This is a genomic window from Rhodococcus sp. OS5, from assembly GCF_056837585.1.
In genome coordinates this window covers 939,760-957,506 of record NZ_CM166368.1, presented here as the reverse complement: position 1 = coordinate 957,506, position 17,747 = coordinate 939,760, and the positions used below count along the sequence as shown (strand labels likewise).

Below are 17,747 nucleotides of genomic sequence, written 5' to 3'. Positions count from 1 at the left end.
ATGACTTCTGCAGACATCGCAGTCGTGGGCTTTGCTCAGGCACCCCACGTCCGCGAAACCAACGGCACCACCAACGGCGTCGAGATGCTCGTCCCGTGCTTCCAGCAGCTCTACAGCGATCTGGGAATCACCAAGTCAGACATCGGCTTCTGGTGCTCCGGATCTTCCGACTACCTGGCCGGACGAGCGTTCTCCTTCATCTCGGCCATCGACTCCATCGGAGCGGTCCCGCCGATCAACGAATCTCACGTCGAGATGGACGCTGCGTGGGCCTTCTACGAAGCGTGGATCAAGATCTTGACCGGTGAGGTCGAGACCGCGCTGGTGTACGGATTCGGCAAGTCCTCCGCCGGGCACCTGCGCAAGATCCTGTCCATGCAGCTCGATCCGTACCTCGTCACTCCGCTGTGGCCGGACTCCGTCTCGATCGCCGGACTTCAAGCCCGACTCGGACTCGACGCGGGTAAGTGGACGCACGAGGACATGGCGGAGGTTGCCGCTCGTAGCCGTCGTCACGCGCTGAGCAATCCGAAGGCTCAGCTCGCAGGCGAGGTCGACATCGAGGCCCTTCTCGCCAGCCCCTTCCTCGCAGATCCGTTGCGCGCACACGATTGTGCGCCCATCACCGACGGCGCGGCAGCAATCGTCCTGGCCTCGGGTAACCGCGCCCGCGATCTCTGCGAGCGGCCGGCGTGGATCACCGGACTCGAGCATCGCATCGACTCCCCCAACCTGGGTGCACGTGACCTGACCACCTCACCGTCCACTACGTCGGCAGCCAAGGCGGCAACGGGCGGCGAGGTCGGCAACATCGACGTCGCCGAACTGCACGCACCGTTCACTCACCAGGAATTGATCTTGAAGGAAGCGATCGGCCTGACCGACGCCACCACGATCAATCCGTCCGGCGGTCCGCTCAGCGGCAACCCACTGTTCGCCGGTGGTCTGGAACGAATCGGCCACGCCGCCAAGGCAATCTTCGACGGCCAGGCGAATCGCGCTCTGGCCCATGCAACAAGCGGCCCTGTGCTGCAGCAGAACCTGGTAGCAGTCTTGGAGGGACGGAACTGATGGCCGGAACGCCTCAACTCGCGGCCGTGCTCGGCACCGGCCAAACTCACTACGTCGCAAAGCGTCACGATGTCTCGATGGCGGGCTTGGTTCGTGAAGCCATCGACGCCGCGATGCTCGACGCCAACGTCGGCTGGGACGACATCGACGCCGTCGTCATCGGAAAGGCCCCCGACCTGTTCGAGGGTTCGATGATGCCCGAACTCGCCATGTCGGATGCTCTGGGCGCAAACGGAAAGCCGTTGCTGCGTGTTCACACTGCCGGATCGGTGGGCGGTTCGACAGCTATCGTCGCCTCCAGCCTGGTCAAATCCGGTGTCCACAAGCGGGTTCTGACGGTTTCCTGGGAGAAGCAGTCCGAGTCGAACGCCATGTGGGCGCTGTCCGTACCGGTTCCGTTCAACATGCCCGTCGGCGCCGGTGCCGGTGGATACTTCGCCCCGCACGTCCGTTCGTACATTCGTCGATCGGGCGCACCGGAGCACATCGGCTACCTCGTCGCGGTGAAGGATCGGCTCAACGGCAGCCTCAATCCGTATGCGCACTTGCGGCAGCCGGATATCACTCTCGAATCGGTACAGGCATCTCAGATGCTCTGGGATCCGATCCGCTACGACGAGACCTGCCCGTCCTCGGACGGCGCGTGCGCTCTGGTGATCGGCAACGAGGAAGCGGCCGCACAGGTCGAGGCCGAGGGTCGTTCGGTCGCGTGGATCCACGCGACGGCGATGCGCACCGAGCCGACCTTCTATGCCGGACGCGATCAGGTCAATCCGCAAGCCGGCCGTGACGCTGCAGCAGCACTGTGGAAGTCAGCGGGAATCACCGATCCGCTGAACGAGATCGACTGCGCCGAAATCTATGTCCCGTTCTCGTGGTTCGAGCCGATGTGGCTCGAGAACCTCGGCTTCGCGGAGGAAGGCCAGGGCTGGAAGCTCACCGAGGCGGGTGAAACCGCGATCGGCGGCAAGCTCCCGGTCAATGCCTCGGGCGGTGTTCTCTCCTCCAACCCGATCGGCGCCTCGGGCATGATCCGTTTTGCCGAGTCGGCGATGCAGGTCATGCACCGCGCCGGCGATCACCAGGTAGCCGATGCTCGCAAGGCTCTCGGCCATGCCTACGGCGGTGGCTCGCAGTACTTCTCGATGTGGGTCGTCGGCTCCGAACGTCCCACCACGTAAGCAGCAGCACACACGCCGATCAGGAAGAGGCCGAAGATGAAGTACACCGTCGGGGTTGCCATGAACCCCTTGGACCAGTTAGCCGGTATCGCCAAAACTGCCGAGGAATGCGGCTTTTCGTCGATCGCTCTCCCCGATTCACTGTTCTTCATGGAAACGCAGGCGGCGGATTACCCGTACACCCCGGACGGGTCTCGGATGTGGAATGCCGAGACCCCCTGGGTCGATCCGCTCATCGCCGCGGCTGCAATGGGCGCGGTGACCGAGAAGATCGAGTTCTACACCCAGGTGCTCAAGCTGGGTAGCCGCAATCCCGTCCTGCTCGCGCGGCAGGTCGGTTCCGTGGCCGCATTGACGAACAACCGTTTCGGCTTCGGCGTCGGAATCGGTTGGGCTCCGGAAGAGTTCGAGTGGTGCGGCGCTCCGTACAAGCGTCGGGGCGCACGTGTGGACGAGATGATCGACGTCCTCAAACTGATCCTCGGCGGCGGCATGGTCGAGTATCACGGTGAGTTCTTCGATTTCGATCGCCTGCAGATGAGCCCGGCCCCCACCAAGCCGGTTCCGTTCTACGTCGGCGGCCACACCGAGGTCGCACTCAAGCGTGCTGCGCGAGTCGGCGACGGTTGGACCTCGGCGATGATCAAATTCGACGACCTGGTGGGTGTGATCGCACGACTACGCGAACTGCGCGCCGAGTACGGCCGCGAGAACGAGCCGTTCGAAATCCAGACGGTGTGCATCGACCGTTTCGGCAAGGACGGTTACGCAGAGCTCGAAGATGCCGGCGTCACGGACATCATCACCGTGCCTTGGGTTTTCGACGGAATCGGATTCGATGCCCCACTGGAGGCAAAGCAGGATTCGATGCGCAAATTCGCCGAGCAGTACATCAACTGAGGAGCCGCGATGACCGACGAACACCCCGCCCGCGTCGCGGGTAACGCTTCGCGCGCCGCAGCGAGTGGCAAGAACAAGGAAGCCTGGCTGGACCTCTTCGCCGAGGACGGTTGGGTGGAGGATCCGGTCGGGCCTTCGGGCTTCGATCCCGAAGGCAAAGGCCATCACGGGCGCGAAGCGATCTCCAAGTTCTACGACATGACGATCGCGAACGCGGACAAGCTCGAATTTCTGATCGACGATTCACTGGTGTGCGGCAACGAGAACGTCAACATCGGCAAGATCCGGACCACCATCGGCGGCTCGATCATCGACGCCGAGGGCGTGTTCGTCTATCGCGTGAACGACGACGGCAAGATCGCGTCGCTTCGAGCATTCTGGGAAGTGGACCGTGCGATGAAGACGGCACGCAAAGCCTGAGAACCCACAGTACGAGCGCGGCCCCGGTCATCGACCGGGGCCGCGCTCGTCGTATTCGAATCAGCCTGTCGTACTTGCACCGAGAACCTCGAAATGGTTTCCTGGTTCCCAACGTCGCGTGTCGATGACGGACTGCGTCAGGCATGGAGGCGTCGTACCGCAAGGGGTCACTCATGACCATTTCGTTCAATCACACCATCATCGCCGCAAAAGACCGACAAGAGTCTGCGTGGTTCTTCACTCACATGTTCGGTCTTCCAGGCCCAGTCGAAGCCGGCTACTTTCTCGGCGTTGATCTCGAGCACGGCGTGACGTTGGACTTCGCACAGGTGGAAGAAGGCGCCGAGGTTGCGTCTCAGCACTATGCCTTCCTCGTCTCCGAGGATGACTTCGACGGCATCTACCAGCGGATACAGGCGTTGAAACTGGATCACTGGGCCGATCCGCGCCAGTCGAGTACCGGCTTCAACACCAACGACGGTGGGCGTGGGGTCTACTTCCTCGACCCGTCGGGACATTTCCTGGAAGCCATCACCAAACCGTACGGCGGCTGAATTGGAGATTGAACTACAAACGGCGGCGCCTACGGGAGATGAGGGATCCCGCAGACGCCGCCGCAGTTCCAGGTTGCCAACAAGTGGCTTCCCGGAACGTCTACTGTAGTTCTGCGTGTTCGAGAGTGCAGAGGCAACTCCCGAAAACCTACACAGAACCTACTCGCCGGTTACCAGGTCAGTATATGTCCGGATCAGTGTTTGACCGGGCAGCCCGATGTCTTGTAATCAACCTGAAACTCTTTGATGCCGTTGAGCCAGCCCGAGCGAAGGCGTCGGGGATCCCCGAGCCTGGTGATGTCGGGTAGGTGATCGGCGATCGCATTGAAGATCAGATCGATTTCCAGACGGGCCAAGTTGGCGCCGATGCAGTAGTGCGCACCGGTGCCGCCGAATCCGAGGTGCGGATTGGGGTCACGCATGATGTCGAACTTCGTCGGGTTCTCGAAGACGTCCTCGTCGAAGTTGGCCGACGCGTACATCATCACGACGCGATCGCCCTTCTTGATCTTCTGTCCGCCGAGTTCGGTGTCTTCGAGCGCGGTGCGCTGGAAGGAAGTCACCGGGGTCGCCCAACGAACGATCTCGTCGGCCGCCGTCTTGGGGCGTTCCTTCTTGTACAGCTCCCACTGGTCGGGATTGTCGAGGAAGGCAACCATGCCGTGTGTGATGGCATTGCGAGTGGTCTCGTTACCCGCGACCGCAAGCAGGATCACGAAGAAGCCGAATTCCTCTGGGGAGAGCTCATTTCCGTCGATGTCAGCTTCGATGAGCTTGGTGACGATGTCATCGGCGGGACACTTCTTGCGCTGATCCGCCATCTGGTACGCGTATCCCAGAATCTCCATCGACGCTGCCTGCGGGTCGATGTCGAACTCGGGATCGTCGTACGACGTCATCTGGTTGGACCAGTCGAAGAGCTTCATTCGATCTTCCTGCGGCACACCGAGAAGCTCGGCGATTGCCTGCAGCGGAAGTTCGGACGCGACCTGAACCACGAAGTCACCGGCACCGCCGGCAGCCGCGGTCGTGACGATCTTTTCGGCACGCTCGGTCAGTTCCTCGCGCAGGCTGTTGATGGCGCGCGGGGTGAATCCACGAGATACCAGCTTGCGCAGCTTGGTGTGCTCCGGAGCGTCCTTGTTGATGAGAATGAATCGCTGCATCTCGACGTTCTCGCGCGGGATGTCGTCGGCGAAGCGAGGAATCGCAGTGTTCTCGTGGGTCGAGAAGATGTCGCTTCGCTGCGAGACCTCCTTGACCTCTTCATGACGGGTGACCACCCAGAAGCCCTCGTCCTGGAATCCACCGATTTCCGGAGGCTGCGGATTCCACCACACGGGGGCCGTCTTCCGGAGTTCGGCGAACTCCTCGAACGGCATGCGTTCCGCGTAGATGTCGGGGTCCGTGAAGTCGATTCCCTCGGGGAATGCGGGCTGTGCCACTGATGTCTCCTGCCCTAAGCCTTTTCATCACAGGGGTGATGGGGATCCGTGATGTGTAACACGTTCTACTCTCATTGAAACACAAGCCTGCTTACTAGGAAAGGAAACGTCGGCAGGTCTTGCTTCCCGCAGAGAACCTGTTCTACTTTTTCATTACAAGGAAAGGAGCCCGCTGTGGGCACACCAGTAATCGTCGAGGCTGTCCGTACACCGATCGGCAAGCGCGGAGGTTGGCTCGCCGGTCTGCACGCCGCCGAGATCCTCGGAGCTGCACAAAAGGGAGTTCTCGACCGGTCGGGAATCGACCCGTTGCTGATCGAGCAGGTGATCGGCGGCTGCGTCACCCAGGCCGGCGCTCAGTCCAACAACATCACGCGCACGGCCTGGCTGCACGCCGGACTTCCGTGGCAGACCGGCGCAACCACCGTGGACTGCCAGTGCGGTTCGGCCCAGCAGGCGAACCATCTGATCGCCGGTCTGATCGCCACCGGCGCCATCGACGCCGGTATCGCCTGCGGCATCGAAGCCATGAGCCAGGTTCCCCTCGGCGCCAACGTCGGCGATCAGGCCGGACCGCGCCGACCCGCGACGTGGGACATCGACATGCCCAACCAGTTCGAAGCTGCAGAACGCATCGCGCGTCGACGCGGACTGACCCGCGACGACGTCGAAGCCCTCGGCGTCCGCTCGCAGGCGCTGGCCAAGCAGGCTTGGGAGGAAGGACGTTTCGACCGCGAGGTTCTCGAACTCTCGGCACCCCAGGTCGACAAGGAAGGAAACCTCACGGGCGAGACCAAGGTCGTCAATCGCGATCAGGGCCTGCGCGATACGACGGCGGAGTCCCTTGCCCGACTGAAGCCCGTCCTCGAAGGCGGGATTCACACGGCCGGAACGTCTTCCCAGATCTCCGACGGCGCGGCCGCAGTCCTGCTCATGGACGAGGACAAGGCTCGCGCGCTCGGATTGAAGCCGCGCGCCCGCATCATCGCCCAGGCGCTGGTCGGCTCGGAACCGGAATTCCACCTCGACGGACCGGTGCAGGCAACCAGCCGTGTCCTGGAGAAGAGCGGAATGAAGATCGGCGACCTCGATCTGTTCGAGATCAACGAAGCATTCGCATCCGTCGCACTGTCCTGGGCTCAGGTTCACGAACCTGACTTCGACAACGTCAATGTCAACGGCGGCGCGCTCGCTCTCGGCCATCCGGTCGGCAGCACGGGATCTCGCCTGATCACCACCGCACTGCACGAACTCGAGCGTCGCAACGGCTCGACGGCTCTGATCACGATGTGTGCCGGCGGCGCACTGGCCACCGGAACCATCATCGAGCGTATCTGAGATGACTACTCCCCCAGCCAAACCCAAGGGACTCGACGCTCCGGCGACGGTCAAGATCATCAAGTGGATGTCGAAGGCAAACGTCGCCATGTATCGCGCCACCGACGGGCGGCTGGGTAGCAAGTGGCGGGTCGGCAGCGCGTTCCCTCGCGGGCTGCCGATCTGCCTGCTGACCACCACCGGTCGCAAATCCGGCGAGGAGCGGATCAGTCCGTTGCTGTTCCTCGAGGACTGCGAGAACGTGATTCTGGTGGCGTCGCAAGGCGGTCTTCCGAAGAACCCGATGTGGTACCTCAACATCAAGGCAGACCCGGTGGTGACGGTGCAGATCAAGTCTCGGATCCGCTCGATGAAAGCCCGCGTCGCGGCCGAGGACGAGCGCGCTCGGCTGTGGCCGATGTTGAGGGCGATGTATCCGGATTTCGACAACTATCAGGCCTGGACCGACCGGGTCATTCCCGTCATCGTGTGCGAGCCACTGAAGAGTTAAACGAACTGTTTACAACAAAATGTTTACATTGACCCGGGTTCGTGCCACCCTGGGTTCATGACCGATGACCAGTTCAGACCGATCGATTCCGGCCGCGAACGCGCACATCGCGAATACGCCGGACTCTTTCGAATCAGCGAGCGCCACGGCGCGACCCCAAGCCAGCGCGCGCGGCAATCTCATCCGGAGATGCTCGAGCCCTACGGCGCGGTGCGCGTCGTGGCTCGTCTTGCGGGCGGAACCGACATACCTGAGCCGAACGAACCCGAGGTCGACGATGCCGACGTCATGGCTGCGTTGACTCTGATCCCCAAGGCCCGAGCCGAAATGGAACAGCTGGAAGCACTGTTCCTCGGGATTGCCCGCGAACGGGGCATGACCTGGCAGGACATCGCTTTCGGACTGGGACTCGGAAGCACTCAAGCCGCCCGCCAGCGCTACGAACGACTCGTTCGCCGCACCGGAGGCTGAACGCGTGCCATAACCGGCGAGTTGGAGCACTATTGACTCGTACGGTCCGCACGGCGTTTCGACAGAGCCTCGAACACAGCAAGGAGTCGCATATATGACGACGCATATTCAAGATCAAATCCTGGACCGACGCGAGATCACCTCAGCCCTCGTGCGTGCGCTGGAGCGTCGCCACGAGGTGCTGGACGCAGTGGTCGACAGCAAGGACCACCAGGAGGCACTGACCACCGTCGCGGAACTCCTCGGCACGTCGGAAGCAAATGCCGAAGCAGTTCTGAGCCTCAAGTTCAGCGCACTGACCAAGGCAGCGCGCGATCGCATCCAGGGCGAGCTGGAGAATCTCGACGCCACTCTCGAATGGACGACGCTCGATCGTCCCGCGAGCAGCGGGCAGAACTTCACCCTGCGTCCGTTCAGCGACAGCGCAGAAGACAAGGCACTGTTCACGATTCGCTCGGCCGAGCAGCTCGGCGAAGACGGCAAGCCGTGGAGCGAGGATCGGATCGAAGCCGAGCGCGTCGGCGGTCTCGGTCGGATCGACGACGAGAGCGCTGCCTGGTTCGTCGCCGAGGACGTTTCCGGCGACGGCCCGAAGAGCGTCGGCCTGGTATTCGGCGAACTCGACGGCCAAGAGGTGAACGTGGCGATCTGGATCGCGCCGGAATCTCGCAAGAAAGGCTACGGCACCGCCTGCGTGAAGCATTCGCGGCGCGAACTCGCAGCTGAGTTCCCCGGCACCGTGTTGGTGGTTCGGGCGCCCGCGTAGGCGGCACGCCGCCTGTGAGTGGTTGAGGAGTCCCTGCACTCCTTAACCACTCACGGGGCCGGAGGCCCTACGCCCCGTACACCGGCGTCGGAATCTCCGCCTTCTCCAACAGCGTTGCCACGACGGGCCCGATCTCCTTCGGGTCCCAGCGATCTCCCTTGTCCTCGCTCGGGCCGTGACGCCAGCCCTCCGCGACGGTGATCTTTCCGCCCTCTACCTCGAACACCCGGCCCGTGACGTCCTTGGACTCGGCGCTACCGAGCCAGACGACCAGCGGCGAGATGTTCTCGGGAGCCATGGCGTCGAAGCCCTCTTCCGGAGCTGCCATCGCTTCTGCCATCGCCCCGCCCGCGCCGACAGTCATGCGTGTGCGCGCAGCAGGCGCGATCGCGTTGACACTGACTCCGTAATTCTTGAGCTCGGCGGCGGCCTGGATGGTCATCTCGGCGATGCCGGCCTTGGCCGCGGCGTAGTTGCCCTGGCCGATCGAACCCTGCAGTCCTGCACCCGAACTGGTGTTGATGATGCGTGCGTCGACGGTCTTGCCTGCCTTGGCCTCGGCGCGCCAGTAGGCAGCAGCGTGACGGAGCGGCGCGAAGTGCCCCTTGAGGTGCACGCGGATCACCGCGTCCCACTCGCCCTCGCTCATACCGACCAGCATGCGGTCCCGCAGGAAGCCTGCGTTGTTCACGAGTACGTCCAGGCCACCGAAGGTGTCGATCGCGGTCTTGATCAGATTCTCGGCGCCCGCCCAGTCGGCGACGTCGTCTCCGTTGACCACTGCTTGGCCACCGGCGGCGATGATCTCCGCGACAACCTGCTCGGCCGGACTCTCACCGGTCGCGGAACCGTCGGCACCCGCACCGATGTCGTTGACGACAACCTTGGCGCCCTCGGCAGCAAATGCCAATGCATGCGCACGTCCGATACCGCGGCCAGCCCCGGTGATGATGACTACGCGTCCGTCGACCAATCCACTCATATTTGTCTCCTAATGCACTCTGCTCGGGCTTGTCGGCTCCGCTTGTGTGCTAACTTACCAAGCAATCGCTTGGTTTGGTACACAGACGTAAGGAATCCCGATATGGGCATCAGCACCTCCTCCGACGGAACCGGCATCACCACGGTCACCATCGACTACGCGCCGGTCAATGCAATCCCGTCCAAGGGATGGTTCGAGCTTGCCGACGCCATCCTCGACGCGGGCAAGGATCTCAACACTCACGTAGTGATCCTGCGAGCCGAGGGACGCGGATTCAACGCCGGCGTCGACATCAAGGAGATGCAGGCCACCGAGGGATTCGACGCGCTGGTCGCCGCCAACCGCGGTTGCGCCGCGGCCTTCGCGGCCGTCTACGACTGTGCTGTACCCGTCGTCGTGGCCGTCAACGGATTCTGTGTCGGCGGCGGCATCGGACTCGTCGGCAACGCGGACGTGATCGTCGCTTCCGACGACGCGATCTTCTCCCTCCCCGAGGTCGACCGCGGCGCACTCGGCGCTGCCACACACCTCTCGAGGCTGGTGCCACAGCACATGATGCGCACGCTCTACTACACCGCACAGAGCGTCGACGCGCACACACTCAAGCAGTTCGGCAGCGTCTACGACGTGGTCCCACGCGAGAAGCTCGACGAGTGCGCTCGCGAGATCGCCGCGAAGATCGCCGCCAAGGACACCCGCATCATCCGGTGCGCCAAGGAAGCCATCAACGGCATCGACCCGGTGGACGTCAAGGGCAGCTACCGCCTCGAGCAGGGCTACACCTTCGAACTCAACCTCCTCGGCGTGTCCGACGAACACCGCGACGAGTTCGTCGCCACCGGCAAGCCGCGCGAGAACGCAACCCAGAAGGAAGGCTGAGACAAACATGGCTAGCAAGCGTGACAAGACGAAGTCGCTCGACGAGGTAGTCGGCGAACTCCGCAGCGGAATGACTATCGGCTTGGGCGGCTGGGGATCTCGCCGCAAGCCGATGGCCTTCGTTCGTGCGATTCTGCGTTCGGACATCAAGGACCTGACCGTGGTCACTTACGGCGGACCGGATCTCGGACTGCTGTGCTCGGCCGGCAAGGTCAAGAAGGCGTACTACGGTTTCGTGTCCCTCGACTCCGCGCCGTTCTACGACCCGTGGTTTGCCAAGGCACGCACCGCCGGTGAGATCGAAGTCCGCGAGATGGACGAGGGCATGGTCAAGTGCGGCCTCGAAGCAGCTGCCGCTCGCCTTCCCTTCCTCCCGATCCGCGCCGGCCTGGGTTCGGACGTCCGCAACTTCTGGGGCGACGAACTCAAGACCGTCACCTCCCCGTACCCCGAGGCCGACGGCCGCTCCGAGACCTTGATCGCGATGCCTGCACTCAACCTCGATGCGTCCTTCGTTCACCTCAATCTCGGTGACAAGCACGGCAATGCCGCGTACAACGGTGTCGACCCGTACTTCGACGACCTGTACTGCATGGCCGCCGAAAAGCGTTACGTCTCCGTCGAACGCATTGTCGAGACCGAGGAACTGGTCAAATCCGTTCCACTGCAGAACCTTCTGCTCAACCGCATGATGGTCGACGCCGTCGTCGAGGCACCCAATGGTGCGCACTTCACGTTGGCCGGCGAAAGCTACGGCCGCGACGAGAAGTTCCAGCGTCACTACGCCGAGTCCGCCAAGACCCCCGAGTCGTGGCAGGCGTTCGTCGACACCTTCCTCTCCGGCAGCGAAGAGGACTACCAAGCCGCAGTAAAGAAGTTTGCCGATTCATCAAAGGCAGGGGAGCAGGCAAAATGAGCGAATCCACCGTCACCCGCGCAGAGTACGTTGTTCTCGCTTGCGCTGAAATCTTCTCCGGTGCAGGCGAAATCATGGCCAGCCCGATGTCGACGTCGTCCACCATCGGCGCTCGCCTGGCTCGACTCACCACCGAACCCGACCTGCTGATCACCGATGGTGAAGCCCTCATTCTCGAGGACACTCCGGCCGTCGGAACGAAGGGCCCCGTCGAAGGATGGATGCCGTTCCGCAAGGTGTTCGACGTCGTCGCTTCCGGCCGTCGCCACGTTGTCATGGGCGCCAATCAGCTCGATCGCCACGGCAACCAGAACCTCTCCGCCTTCGGCCCGCTTCAGCAGCCGACGCGTCAGATGTTCGGTGTGCGCGGCGCCCCGGGTAACACCATCAACCACGCGACGAGCTACTTCGTCCCCAAGCACTCCAAGCGAGTGTTCGTCGACAAGGTCGACGTGGTGTGCGGTGTCGGCTACGACCAGATCGATCCCGAGAACCCGGCTTACAAGTACCTGAACATCCCCCGCGTCGTCACCAACCTCGGTGTCTTCGACTTCGGCGGACCAGGAAACACCTTCCGCGCGTTGAGCCTTCACCCCGGCGTCACCGCCGAAGAGGTAGCCGAGAACACCTCGTTCGAGGTTGCCGGACTCGCCGAGGCCGGTATCACCCGTGACCCCACCGCCGAAGAACTTCACCTCATCCGCGAAACCCTCGATCCGCGCAACCTCCGGGACCGTGAGGTCTCGGCATGACCCCCACCCTGAAGACCGCGCTGACCGAACTGGTCGGTGTCGAGTACCCGATCGTGCAGACGGGTATGGGCTGGGTTTCCGGTCCCGCCCTCACGTCGGCAACGGCTAACGCCGGTGGTCTCGGCATCCTGGCTTCGGCCACGATGACGTACGACGAGCTCGAGCACGCGATCAAGAAGACGAAGCAGCTCACGGACAAGCCGTTCGGCGTCAACATGCGTGCCGACGCCACTGACGCCCCGCAACGCGCGGATCTGCTTATCCGTGAAGGCGTCAAGGTCGCGTCGTTTGCGTTGGCTCCCAAGAAGGAACTGATCGCCAAGCTCAAGGACCACGGCATCGTCGTCGTGCCCTCGATCGGTGCCGCGAAGCACGCGGTCAAGGTTGCATCCTGGGGCGCGGACGCCGTCATCGTCCAGGGCGGCGAAGGTGGTGGCCATACCGGCGGTGTGGCCACGACATTGCTTCTCCCCTCGGTTCTCGACGCGGTCGATATTCCGGTCATCGCCGGTGGCGGATTCTTCGACGGCCGCGGGCTGGCTGCCGCACTGGCGTACGGCGCTGCCGGTGTCGCGATGGGAACGCGATTCCTTCTCACCAGCGACTCTTCGGTGCCCGATTCCGTCAAACAGGAGTATCTCAAGCGCGGACTGACGGATACGACTGTCTCCCGCAAGGTCGACGGCATGCCTCATCGTGTGCTCAACACCGACCTGGTCAACAGCCTCGAAGGTTCCAGCTATGCAACCGGTTTGATCGCCGCGGCCAAGAATGCCACGAAGTTCAAGGCCATGACGGGCATGAAGTGGTCGACCCTCGCCAAGGACGGTCTCGCGATGAAGCGGTCGGGTGACCGCACGCTGATGCAGATCATCATGGCAGCCAACACACCGATGTTGCTCAAGGCCGGACTGGTCGAGGGCAACACGGAAGCCGGTGTTCTTGCTTCGGGTCAGGTTGTCGGCATGATCAACGATCTGCCCAGCTGCAAGGAACTGATCGAAAGCATCATGGAAGGTGCCGCGGGGCGTATCGACGCGCTTGCGGCTCTTCGCTGACACAGCTCTATCCGAGTGCGTCTCCCCCACTGCGCTTTACGCGTAGTGGGGGGAGGCGCACTCTTTGCGTTTGTCGGACTATCCCGTCTTCTCCTGCTCGAACCCGTCGATCATTCCGAAATACTGCGAGATCGCTGCTGCCGCCATCTGTACGGGAGCGGCGTTCCTCTTGTCTATCGTGCCGCGAATCAAGGGCCCACAAATCGAGAGACCTACTGGCATGTGGTCGAGCACCCCGATTCGCGCGCCGATACAGCCCATCCCGGAATTGCAGATTCCGAACGCAACTGCGTGTTGGCGAACGTCATTGGCGTTGTGCGACGATGCCACCGATCTGTTGCCGGCGCTCAACAGTGACTTCCCGATGGTCGACGCTTGCGCTGGGATACGTGAGCCGACGCGAGTCTGAAGGTCGGGGACCATCAGGCTCCCGATCTTCTGGATGTAGCGCACATGGTTTCCTTCCAACACCCCGAGGTGCACGGCGTGTCCAGTCACGAAATGCAATTGCTGAAGTAGGGGCGTAACCACTCGATCCACTTTGTTTCGATACAGCGAGAGCGCGCCCAGATCTCCTAGCTTGTCGCCTATCTCGTACTCGAGTCCTTCGCGGCGTAGCCAGTTCATCCTCACGAGTTTCAGTAGCATCCGGTGCACGGACGATCGCGGAATCCCGGTTCGGCGCGCGACCTCCCCCAATGTCAGCCGAGGCGCGTCACGAAAGCAGTCCACCACCACCGACAGTCTGTCGAGAGTTGACATGGGGATGGACTCTTCGGTGATCGGTCCGACCAACATCGATGTCTCCGTTCCGGTGGCCCGCCGCTTCGGCAGCCAACATTCGTTCCGCCCATCTGAGCTTCCGTGGACACACGACGCCAGTACGTTTCCCACGCAGCGGGAGATGCATCTGCATGGGCTCTCACCAGCACCTATACCGATGATCGGTCATGTTCGTTGAGCCCGAATCCATCCCTCGTCACAGTGATGACCGGAGCCCATCAGATCATGCGGCGCCGAGCAGAACGCTTCAAAATCAGGAGGACACATGAATGCTTCATCCCCGTCGACAGGCGTGATCATCACCGGCGGCGCATCCGGAATCGGATTGGCCTCCGCCCGCGCGCTCGCGGCGATCCGACGACCAGTCGCTCTCTGGGATATCGACGAGGCAAAAGCGGTCGATCAGGCAGCCGTGATCTCCTCCGAATTCGGCATCGACGCCATCGGAGTGGGAATCGATCTCACGAGAGCGGACGACTACGCGGCCGCATTGGCCACAACCCGTTCCTCACTTCCCTCCATCGGCGGACTTGTTCACTCCGCCGGGGTCGTCGATATCGGATCCCTCGAAGGAGTGACGCTCGACGTGTGGGAGACGGGTATCAACACCCATCTACGTCCGCTCATCCTGTTGGTTCAACAGTTGATGCCTGATTTCACGGCCAATCCCGGTTCGGCAATAGTCGGAATCGCTTCGATCAACGCAACTTTGGGCAATGCAATCAACCCTGTCTACTCCGCTGCAAAGGGTGGGATGTTGTCGATGGTCCGATCGCTGGCGGACCGACTGGGCCCGGACGGCATTCGGATCAACTGCGTCTCTCCCGGACAGATTCTGACCCCTCTGCTTCAGCCGACCGTAGACGCATTGGGTGACGGGGCATTCGAACGACGCATCCTCCTCGGCAGGCTCGGTCGCCCGGAGGAAATCGCACACGCTGTCCGCTTCCTGCTGTCCGACGAAGCAAGTTACATCACCGCAACGGAATTGGTTGTCGACGGCGGCAACGTCTCGTCGCAGCGTATGTGACTTGCCCAGAGATTTACCCCCCTTCGACTGTCGTACAACGTCGCTCGGTCCAGCCCACCGGGTGCACTCACGAAAGGAAGAACATGACAATTGCGGATGTCAATGAATCGGAAGAGGTTCGCATCATCGACCAGGGAGAACCTCCCACTCGATTTGCCCGCGGATGGCACTGCCTCGGCCTCGCCAAGGACTACAGCGACGGGAACCCGCATTCCGTCGAAGCTTTCGGTACCAAACTGGTCGTCTTCTCCGACTCGCATGGCGAACTGAAGATCCTCGACGCGTACTGCCGTCACATGGGCGGCGACCTGAGTCAGGGCACGGTCAAGGGCGATTCGATCGCGTGCCCCTTCCACGACTGGAGGTGGGGAGGCAACGGTAAGTGCACCGCGATTCCCTATGCTCGACGTGTCCCCCCGCTTGCCAAGACCCGCGCTTGGACTGCGCTCGAACAAGACGGGCTGCTCTTCGTCTGGCACGACCCCGAAGGCAATCCGCCTCCTGCCGAAGTCGCCATACCGATCATCAAGTCTGCGGAGCACGAGTGGACCGATTGGGTCTGGAAGTCGATAGTCATCGATACGAACTGCCGAGAAATCGTCGACAACGTCGTTGACATGGCGCACTTCTTCTACGTGCACTTCTCGTTCCCCACCTATTTCAAGAACGTCTTCGAAGGACACGTCGCCATCCAGGAGCAGAGCGGCATCAACCGCGACGACATCGTGACCTGGACCGACCCCGACGTACCGAAGTTGGTGTCGAATCTTTCGACAGCGGCCTACCACGGACCGTCGTTCATGATCGACGACTTGCGCTACGTCTACGAGAACTTCACGACCGATTCGGTGCTGATCAACTGCCACTACCCGGTGAGCCCGAACAAATTCGTACTCATGTACGGCATTACCGTCCAGAAGTCCGCAGAGATGCCCGCCGAGTTCGCCGATCAACTTGTCGACGCAATGATCGGGTACATCGGCGTCGGATTCGAACAGGACATCGAGATATGGAAGAACAAGACCCGTATCGACAATCCACTGCTCTGCACCGAGGACGGCCCGGTCTACCAACTACGCCGTTGGTACGAACAGTTCTACGTGGACGTCGCCGACATCACCCCGGACATGGTCGACCGTTTCGAATTCGAGATGGACACAAGCAAACCCATCGAAGTGTGGAAGCAGGAAGTCGCTGACAACATCGCACGCAGGGCCGCCGCAGGAGTAGGGCAGTGACCATGGAACCGCTGGACTGCGAGCGGTGCGGAACATACGTCCTCGTGGAGAAGAACAGCTGGCATCACACGTCGACCCAGTGGCGATCAGATTCGCGCACCGCATGTTTGGAGTACCGTGACGACGCTGCATCGCCGAGAATTCGATCCGGAAGTTGTTCCGCATTGAGAAATTCCATCAATCAGGCAGCGACCGACGGACGCATAACCGTTCCCGAATGACAATCTCCCTCGCGGCCTTGAAGGCTCACCTCATGGCGGCGGCCAACTGCTGAGACAACGTGCCTTTGTTCTCCACCTCGATGGTGTCGCAGCCCTGCCAATGCGCAGTTCTCCGAAGGAGTTCCGCCAACCGCGGCGCAGTGTCGGCGTCCGCGGTGGGTTCGGCCCACGCCGCGCGGACAAGCAGTCGACGGTTCTGACGGTCGTTCTTCAGATCGACTCGGGCACAGATCTTGTCGTCGATCAAGACCGGAAGCACGTAGTATCCGTGAACTCGCTTGTGCGCCGGAGTGTAGATCTCGATCCGGTAGTGAAAGTCGAAGAGCCGCAACGCTCGATCGCGTGCCCACACTACCGGGTCGAAGGGTGACAACAACGCTTCCGCACGGATGGACCTGGGACGCTTCGCTCGCGGATCGATCCACACCTCCCTTGCCTTGCCTCGACGCTCCCAGCCGTCGACGGACACCCGGCGCACACTGCCGGCATCTTCGAGTTCCTGCAATGCCGTTCGTGCTTCTGCGCTGGGCAGACGAAAGTAGTCGGCGATGTCGTCGAGGGTGCCGAGACCGTGTGCCGTCACACCCCGCAGCACCAGTTCGCGTATCGCCTCCGACCGCTCGACGTGTGCGTCGAGTATCTCGGGTGCAAGCATCTGCTCGGCCAGGCCGTAACGACGCTCGAAACCGGCGCGCCCCGCCGAGACCACCTCGCCCCAACGGAACAGCGTCTCGAGCCCGACCTTCACGTCGGACCACCCCCACCACGGACCGCGCCGCGTGTTCGCCTCGTGTTCGATCTCGCTCGCCGCCATCGGACCGTTGTCGCGCAACTCCTGCCGCAACCAATCGAGGAAGACGCGCCGATCGGAAGCCCACCCGTCCTTGTCACTCAACGCTTTGGCGCGAAACTGGTCCATCCGCCAGCGGAACAACGGCCACATGTCCACCGGCAAGAACGTTGCTTCGTGACCCCAGTATTCGAGGTATCCCGAACCGGGGGTGAAGGCAAGCTGATCGAGTCTGGATTTGTCGTATGCGCCCAATCGCGCATAAACGGGTAGGTAGTGACTGCGTTCGAAGACATTGACCGAGTCGATCTGCAGCACCTGCAGCCGGTCCATCACGCCGACCAGATTGCGACGCGTCACCGTCGTGGGATGCGATTTGCCGAATCCCTGAGCGGCAAGGGCTATGCGACGGGCAGCTGCCAGTGACACGACTTCGCTCATAGTGGGCCAGACTACGCACAC

Annotated in this window: 19 protein-coding genes; 15 read left to right on the top strand and 4 right to left on the bottom strand. The window is 62.2% G+C overall.

Going from position 1 to position 17,747, the window contains the following annotated elements:
• The 5 genes from ACVZUB_RS04495 (at position 1) to ACVZUB_RS04475 (ending at position 4,126) form a co-directional block, all read left to right on the top strand.
• Positions 1 to 1,071, top strand: coding sequence for a thiolase domain-containing protein (locus tag ACVZUB_RS04495; RefSeq protein WP_007734273.1), 1,071 nt, complete (start codon positions 1 to 3; stop codon positions 1,069 to 1,071).
• Positions 1,071 to 2,252, top strand: a complete 1,182-nt coding sequence (locus ACVZUB_RS04490) for a thiolase domain-containing protein (protein WP_007734272.1) — start codon at positions 1,071 to 1,073, stop codon at positions 2,250 to 2,252. The genes ACVZUB_RS04495 and ACVZUB_RS04490 overlap by 1 nt, the downstream gene beginning before the upstream one ends.
• Positions 2,253 to 2,288: 36 nt before the next feature.
• Positions 2,289 to 3,152, top strand: a complete 864-nt coding sequence (locus ACVZUB_RS04485; protein ID WP_019746978.1) for a TIGR03619 family F420-dependent LLM class oxidoreductase — start codon at positions 2,289 to 2,291, stop codon at positions 3,150 to 3,152.
• Between the two features lie 9 nt (positions 3,153 to 3,161).
• Complete coding sequence (locus tag ACVZUB_RS04480; protein ID WP_007734269.1) at positions 3,162 to 3,572, top strand: nuclear transport factor 2 family protein; 411 nt, start codon at positions 3,162 to 3,164, stop codon at positions 3,570 to 3,572.
• A 173-nt stretch (positions 3,573 to 3,745) separates the two neighbouring features.
• A complete protein-coding gene (locus ACVZUB_RS04475; protein WP_054802344.1) occupies positions 3,746 to 4,126 on the top strand; it encodes a VOC family protein in 381 nt (126 codons plus the stop codon).
• Positions 4,127 to 4,320: 194 nt separating this feature from the next.
• On the opposite strand, the gene ACVZUB_RS04470 is transcribed toward ACVZUB_RS04475, so the two are convergent.
• A complete protein-coding gene (locus ACVZUB_RS04470) occupies positions 4,321 to 5,571 on the bottom strand; it encodes a cytochrome P450 (protein ID WP_007734267.1) in 1,251 nt (416 codons plus the stop codon).
• Between the two features lie 174 nt (positions 5,572 to 5,745).
• On the opposite strand from ACVZUB_RS04470, the gene ACVZUB_RS04465 reads away from it, so the two are divergent.
• From ACVZUB_RS04465 to ACVZUB_RS04450, 4 genes are all read left to right on the top strand, one after another.
• Positions 5,746 to 6,909 carry a steroid 3-ketoacyl-CoA thiolase gene (locus ACVZUB_RS04465; protein WP_003945509.1) on the top strand — a complete coding sequence of 388 codons (1,164 nt, stop codon included), beginning with the start codon at positions 5,746 to 5,748 and terminating at the stop codon, positions 6,907 to 6,909.
• A 1-nt stretch (position 6,910) separates the two neighbouring features.
• Entirely contained in the window at positions 6,911 to 7,399 is a 489-nt protein-coding gene (locus ACVZUB_RS04460) for a nitroreductase family deazaflavin-dependent oxidoreductase (protein ID WP_054800633.1), read from the top strand.
• Positions 7,400 to 7,456: 57 nt separating this feature from the next.
• Complete coding sequence (locus ACVZUB_RS04455) at positions 7,457 to 7,870, top strand: hypothetical protein (protein ID WP_042449485.1); 414 nt, start codon at positions 7,457 to 7,459, stop codon at positions 7,868 to 7,870.
• Positions 7,871 to 7,964: 94 nt separating this feature from the next.
• Positions 7,965 to 8,636 carry a GNAT family N-acetyltransferase gene (locus ACVZUB_RS04450; protein WP_003945460.1) on the top strand — a complete coding sequence of 224 codons (672 nt, stop codon included), beginning with the start codon at positions 7,965 to 7,967 and terminating at the stop codon, positions 8,634 to 8,636.
• Between the two features lie 67 nt (positions 8,637 to 8,703).
• On the opposite strand, the gene ACVZUB_RS04445 is transcribed toward ACVZUB_RS04450, so the two are convergent.
• Positions 8,704 to 9,618 (bottom strand): SDR family oxidoreductase, encoded by a 915-nt coding sequence (locus ACVZUB_RS04445; protein WP_003945561.1) that lies wholly within the window; start codon positions 9,616 to 9,618, stop codon positions 8,704 to 8,706.
• Positions 9,619 to 9,720: 102 nt separating this feature from the next.
• Between ACVZUB_RS04445 and echA20 the strand changes: the two genes are divergently transcribed.
• The 4 genes from echA20 to ACVZUB_RS04425 are packed head-to-tail and all read left to right on the top strand — an operon-like array spanning position 9,721 to position 13,223.
• Positions 9,721 to 10,497: a (7aS)-7a-methyl-1,5-dioxo-2,3,5,6,7,7a-hexahydro-1H-indene-carboxyl-CoA hydrolase gene (echA20, locus tag ACVZUB_RS04440; protein ID WP_003945611.1), complete on the top strand. Its 777-nt coding sequence runs from the start codon at positions 9,721 to 9,723 to the stop codon at positions 10,495 to 10,497.
• 7 nt (positions 10,498 to 10,504) lie between these two features.
• The gene (gene ipdA, locus ACVZUB_RS04435) at positions 10,505 to 11,413 is read left to right on the top strand and encodes a cholesterol ring-cleaving hydrolase subunit IpdA (protein ID WP_003945662.1); all 909 of its coding nucleotides are present in this window, start codon (positions 10,505 to 10,507) and stop codon (positions 11,411 to 11,413) included.
• Positions 11,410 to 12,165, top strand: coding sequence for a CoA-transferase subunit beta (locus ACVZUB_RS04430; protein WP_003945796.1), 756 nt, complete (start codon positions 11,410 to 11,412; stop codon positions 12,163 to 12,165). Before ipdA ends, ACVZUB_RS04430 begins: the two co-directional genes overlap by 4 nt.
• Positions 12,162 to 13,223 (top strand): NAD(P)H-dependent flavin oxidoreductase, encoded by a 1,062-nt coding sequence (locus ACVZUB_RS04425; RefSeq protein ID WP_007734249.1) that lies wholly within the window; start codon positions 12,162 to 12,164, stop codon positions 13,221 to 13,223. The genes ACVZUB_RS04430 and ACVZUB_RS04425 overlap by 4 nt, the downstream gene beginning before the upstream one ends.
• A gap of 78 nt (positions 13,224 to 13,301) precedes the next feature.
• Here the strand turns inward: ACVZUB_RS04425 and ACVZUB_RS04420 are convergent, their stop codons facing one another.
• Positions 13,302 to 14,021: an IclR family transcriptional regulator gene (locus ACVZUB_RS04420; RefSeq protein WP_042449480.1), complete on the bottom strand. Its 720-nt coding sequence runs from the start codon at positions 14,019 to 14,021 to the stop codon at positions 13,302 to 13,304.
• Positions 14,022 to 14,271: 250 nt separating this feature from the next.
• On the opposite strand from ACVZUB_RS04420, the gene ACVZUB_RS04415 reads away from it, so the two are divergent.
• Both ACVZUB_RS04415 and ACVZUB_RS04410 read left to right on the top strand, forming a co-directional pair.
• A complete protein-coding gene (locus tag ACVZUB_RS04415) occupies positions 14,272 to 15,036 on the top strand; it encodes an SDR family NAD(P)-dependent oxidoreductase (RefSeq protein WP_058039200.1) in 765 nt (254 codons plus the stop codon).
• 83 nt (positions 15,037 to 15,119) lie between these two features.
• Positions 15,120 to 16,274: a 3-ketosteroid-9-alpha-monooxygenase, oxygenase component gene (locus ACVZUB_RS04410; RefSeq protein WP_063315007.1), complete on the top strand. Its 1,155-nt coding sequence runs from the start codon at positions 15,120 to 15,122 to the stop codon at positions 16,272 to 16,274.
• A gap of 246 nt (positions 16,275 to 16,520) precedes the next feature.
• Here ACVZUB_RS04410 and ACVZUB_RS04405 read toward each other — a convergent pair whose 3' ends face one another.
• A complete protein-coding gene (locus ACVZUB_RS04405) occupies positions 16,521 to 17,726 on the bottom strand; it encodes a winged helix-turn-helix domain-containing protein (protein WP_064688584.1) in 1,206 nt (401 codons plus the stop codon).
• Positions 17,727 to 17,747: the final 21 nt, after the last annotated feature.

Coding starts and splice junctions, on each gene's coding strand:
- ACVZUB_RS04445 (WP_003945561.1), bottom strand. CDS start 9,618: ATGAGTGGATTGGTCGACGGACGCGTAGTCATCATCACCGGGGCTGGC.
- ACVZUB_RS04480 (WP_007734269.1), top strand. CDS start 3,162: ATGACCGACGAACACCCCGCCCGCGTCGCGGGTAACGCTTCGCGCGCC.
- ipdA (WP_003945662.1), top strand. CDS start 10,505: ATGGCTAGCAAGCGTGACAAGACGAAGTCGCTCGACGAGGTAGTCGGC.
- ACVZUB_RS04425 (WP_007734249.1), top strand. CDS start 12,162: ATGACCCCCACCCTGAAGACCGCGCTGACCGAACTGGTCGGTGTCGAG.
- ACVZUB_RS04460 (WP_054800633.1), top strand. CDS start 6,911: ATGACTACTCCCCCAGCCAAACCCAAGGGACTCGACGCTCCGGCGACG.
- ACVZUB_RS04475 (WP_054802344.1), top strand. CDS start 3,746: ATGACCATTTCGTTCAATCACACCATCATCGCCGCAAAAGACCGACAA.
- ACVZUB_RS04495 (WP_007734273.1), top strand. CDS start 1: ATGACTTCTGCAGACATCGCAGTCGTGGGCTTTGCTCAGGCACCCCAC.
- ACVZUB_RS04420 (WP_042449480.1), bottom strand. CDS start 14,021: ATGTTGGTCGGACCGATCACCGAAGAGTCCATCCCCATGTCAACTCTC.
- ACVZUB_RS04415 (WP_058039200.1), top strand. CDS start 14,272: ATGAATGCTTCATCCCCGTCGACAGGCGTGATCATCACCGGCGGCGCA.
- ACVZUB_RS04455 (WP_042449485.1), top strand. CDS start 7,457: ATGACCGATGACCAGTTCAGACCGATCGATTCCGGCCGCGAACGCGCA.
- ACVZUB_RS04410 (WP_063315007.1), top strand. CDS start 15,120: ATGACAATTGCGGATGTCAATGAATCGGAAGAGGTTCGCATCATCGAC.
- ACVZUB_RS04405 (WP_064688584.1), bottom strand. CDS start 17,726: ATGAGCGAAGTCGTGTCACTGGCAGCTGCCCGTCGCATAGCCCTTGCC.
- ACVZUB_RS04490 (WP_007734272.1), top strand. CDS start 1,071: ATGGCCGGAACGCCTCAACTCGCGGCCGTGCTCGGCACCGGCCAAACT.
- ACVZUB_RS04430 (WP_003945796.1), top strand. CDS start 11,410: ATGAGCGAATCCACCGTCACCCGCGCAGAGTACGTTGTTCTCGCTTGC.
- ACVZUB_RS04450 (WP_003945460.1), top strand. CDS start 7,965: ATGACGACGCATATTCAAGATCAAATCCTGGACCGACGCGAGATCACC.
- echA20 (WP_003945611.1), top strand. CDS start 9,721: ATGGGCATCAGCACCTCCTCCGACGGAACCGGCATCACCACGGTCACC.
- ACVZUB_RS04485 (WP_019746978.1), top strand. CDS start 2,289: ATGAAGTACACCGTCGGGGTTGCCATGAACCCCTTGGACCAGTTAGCC.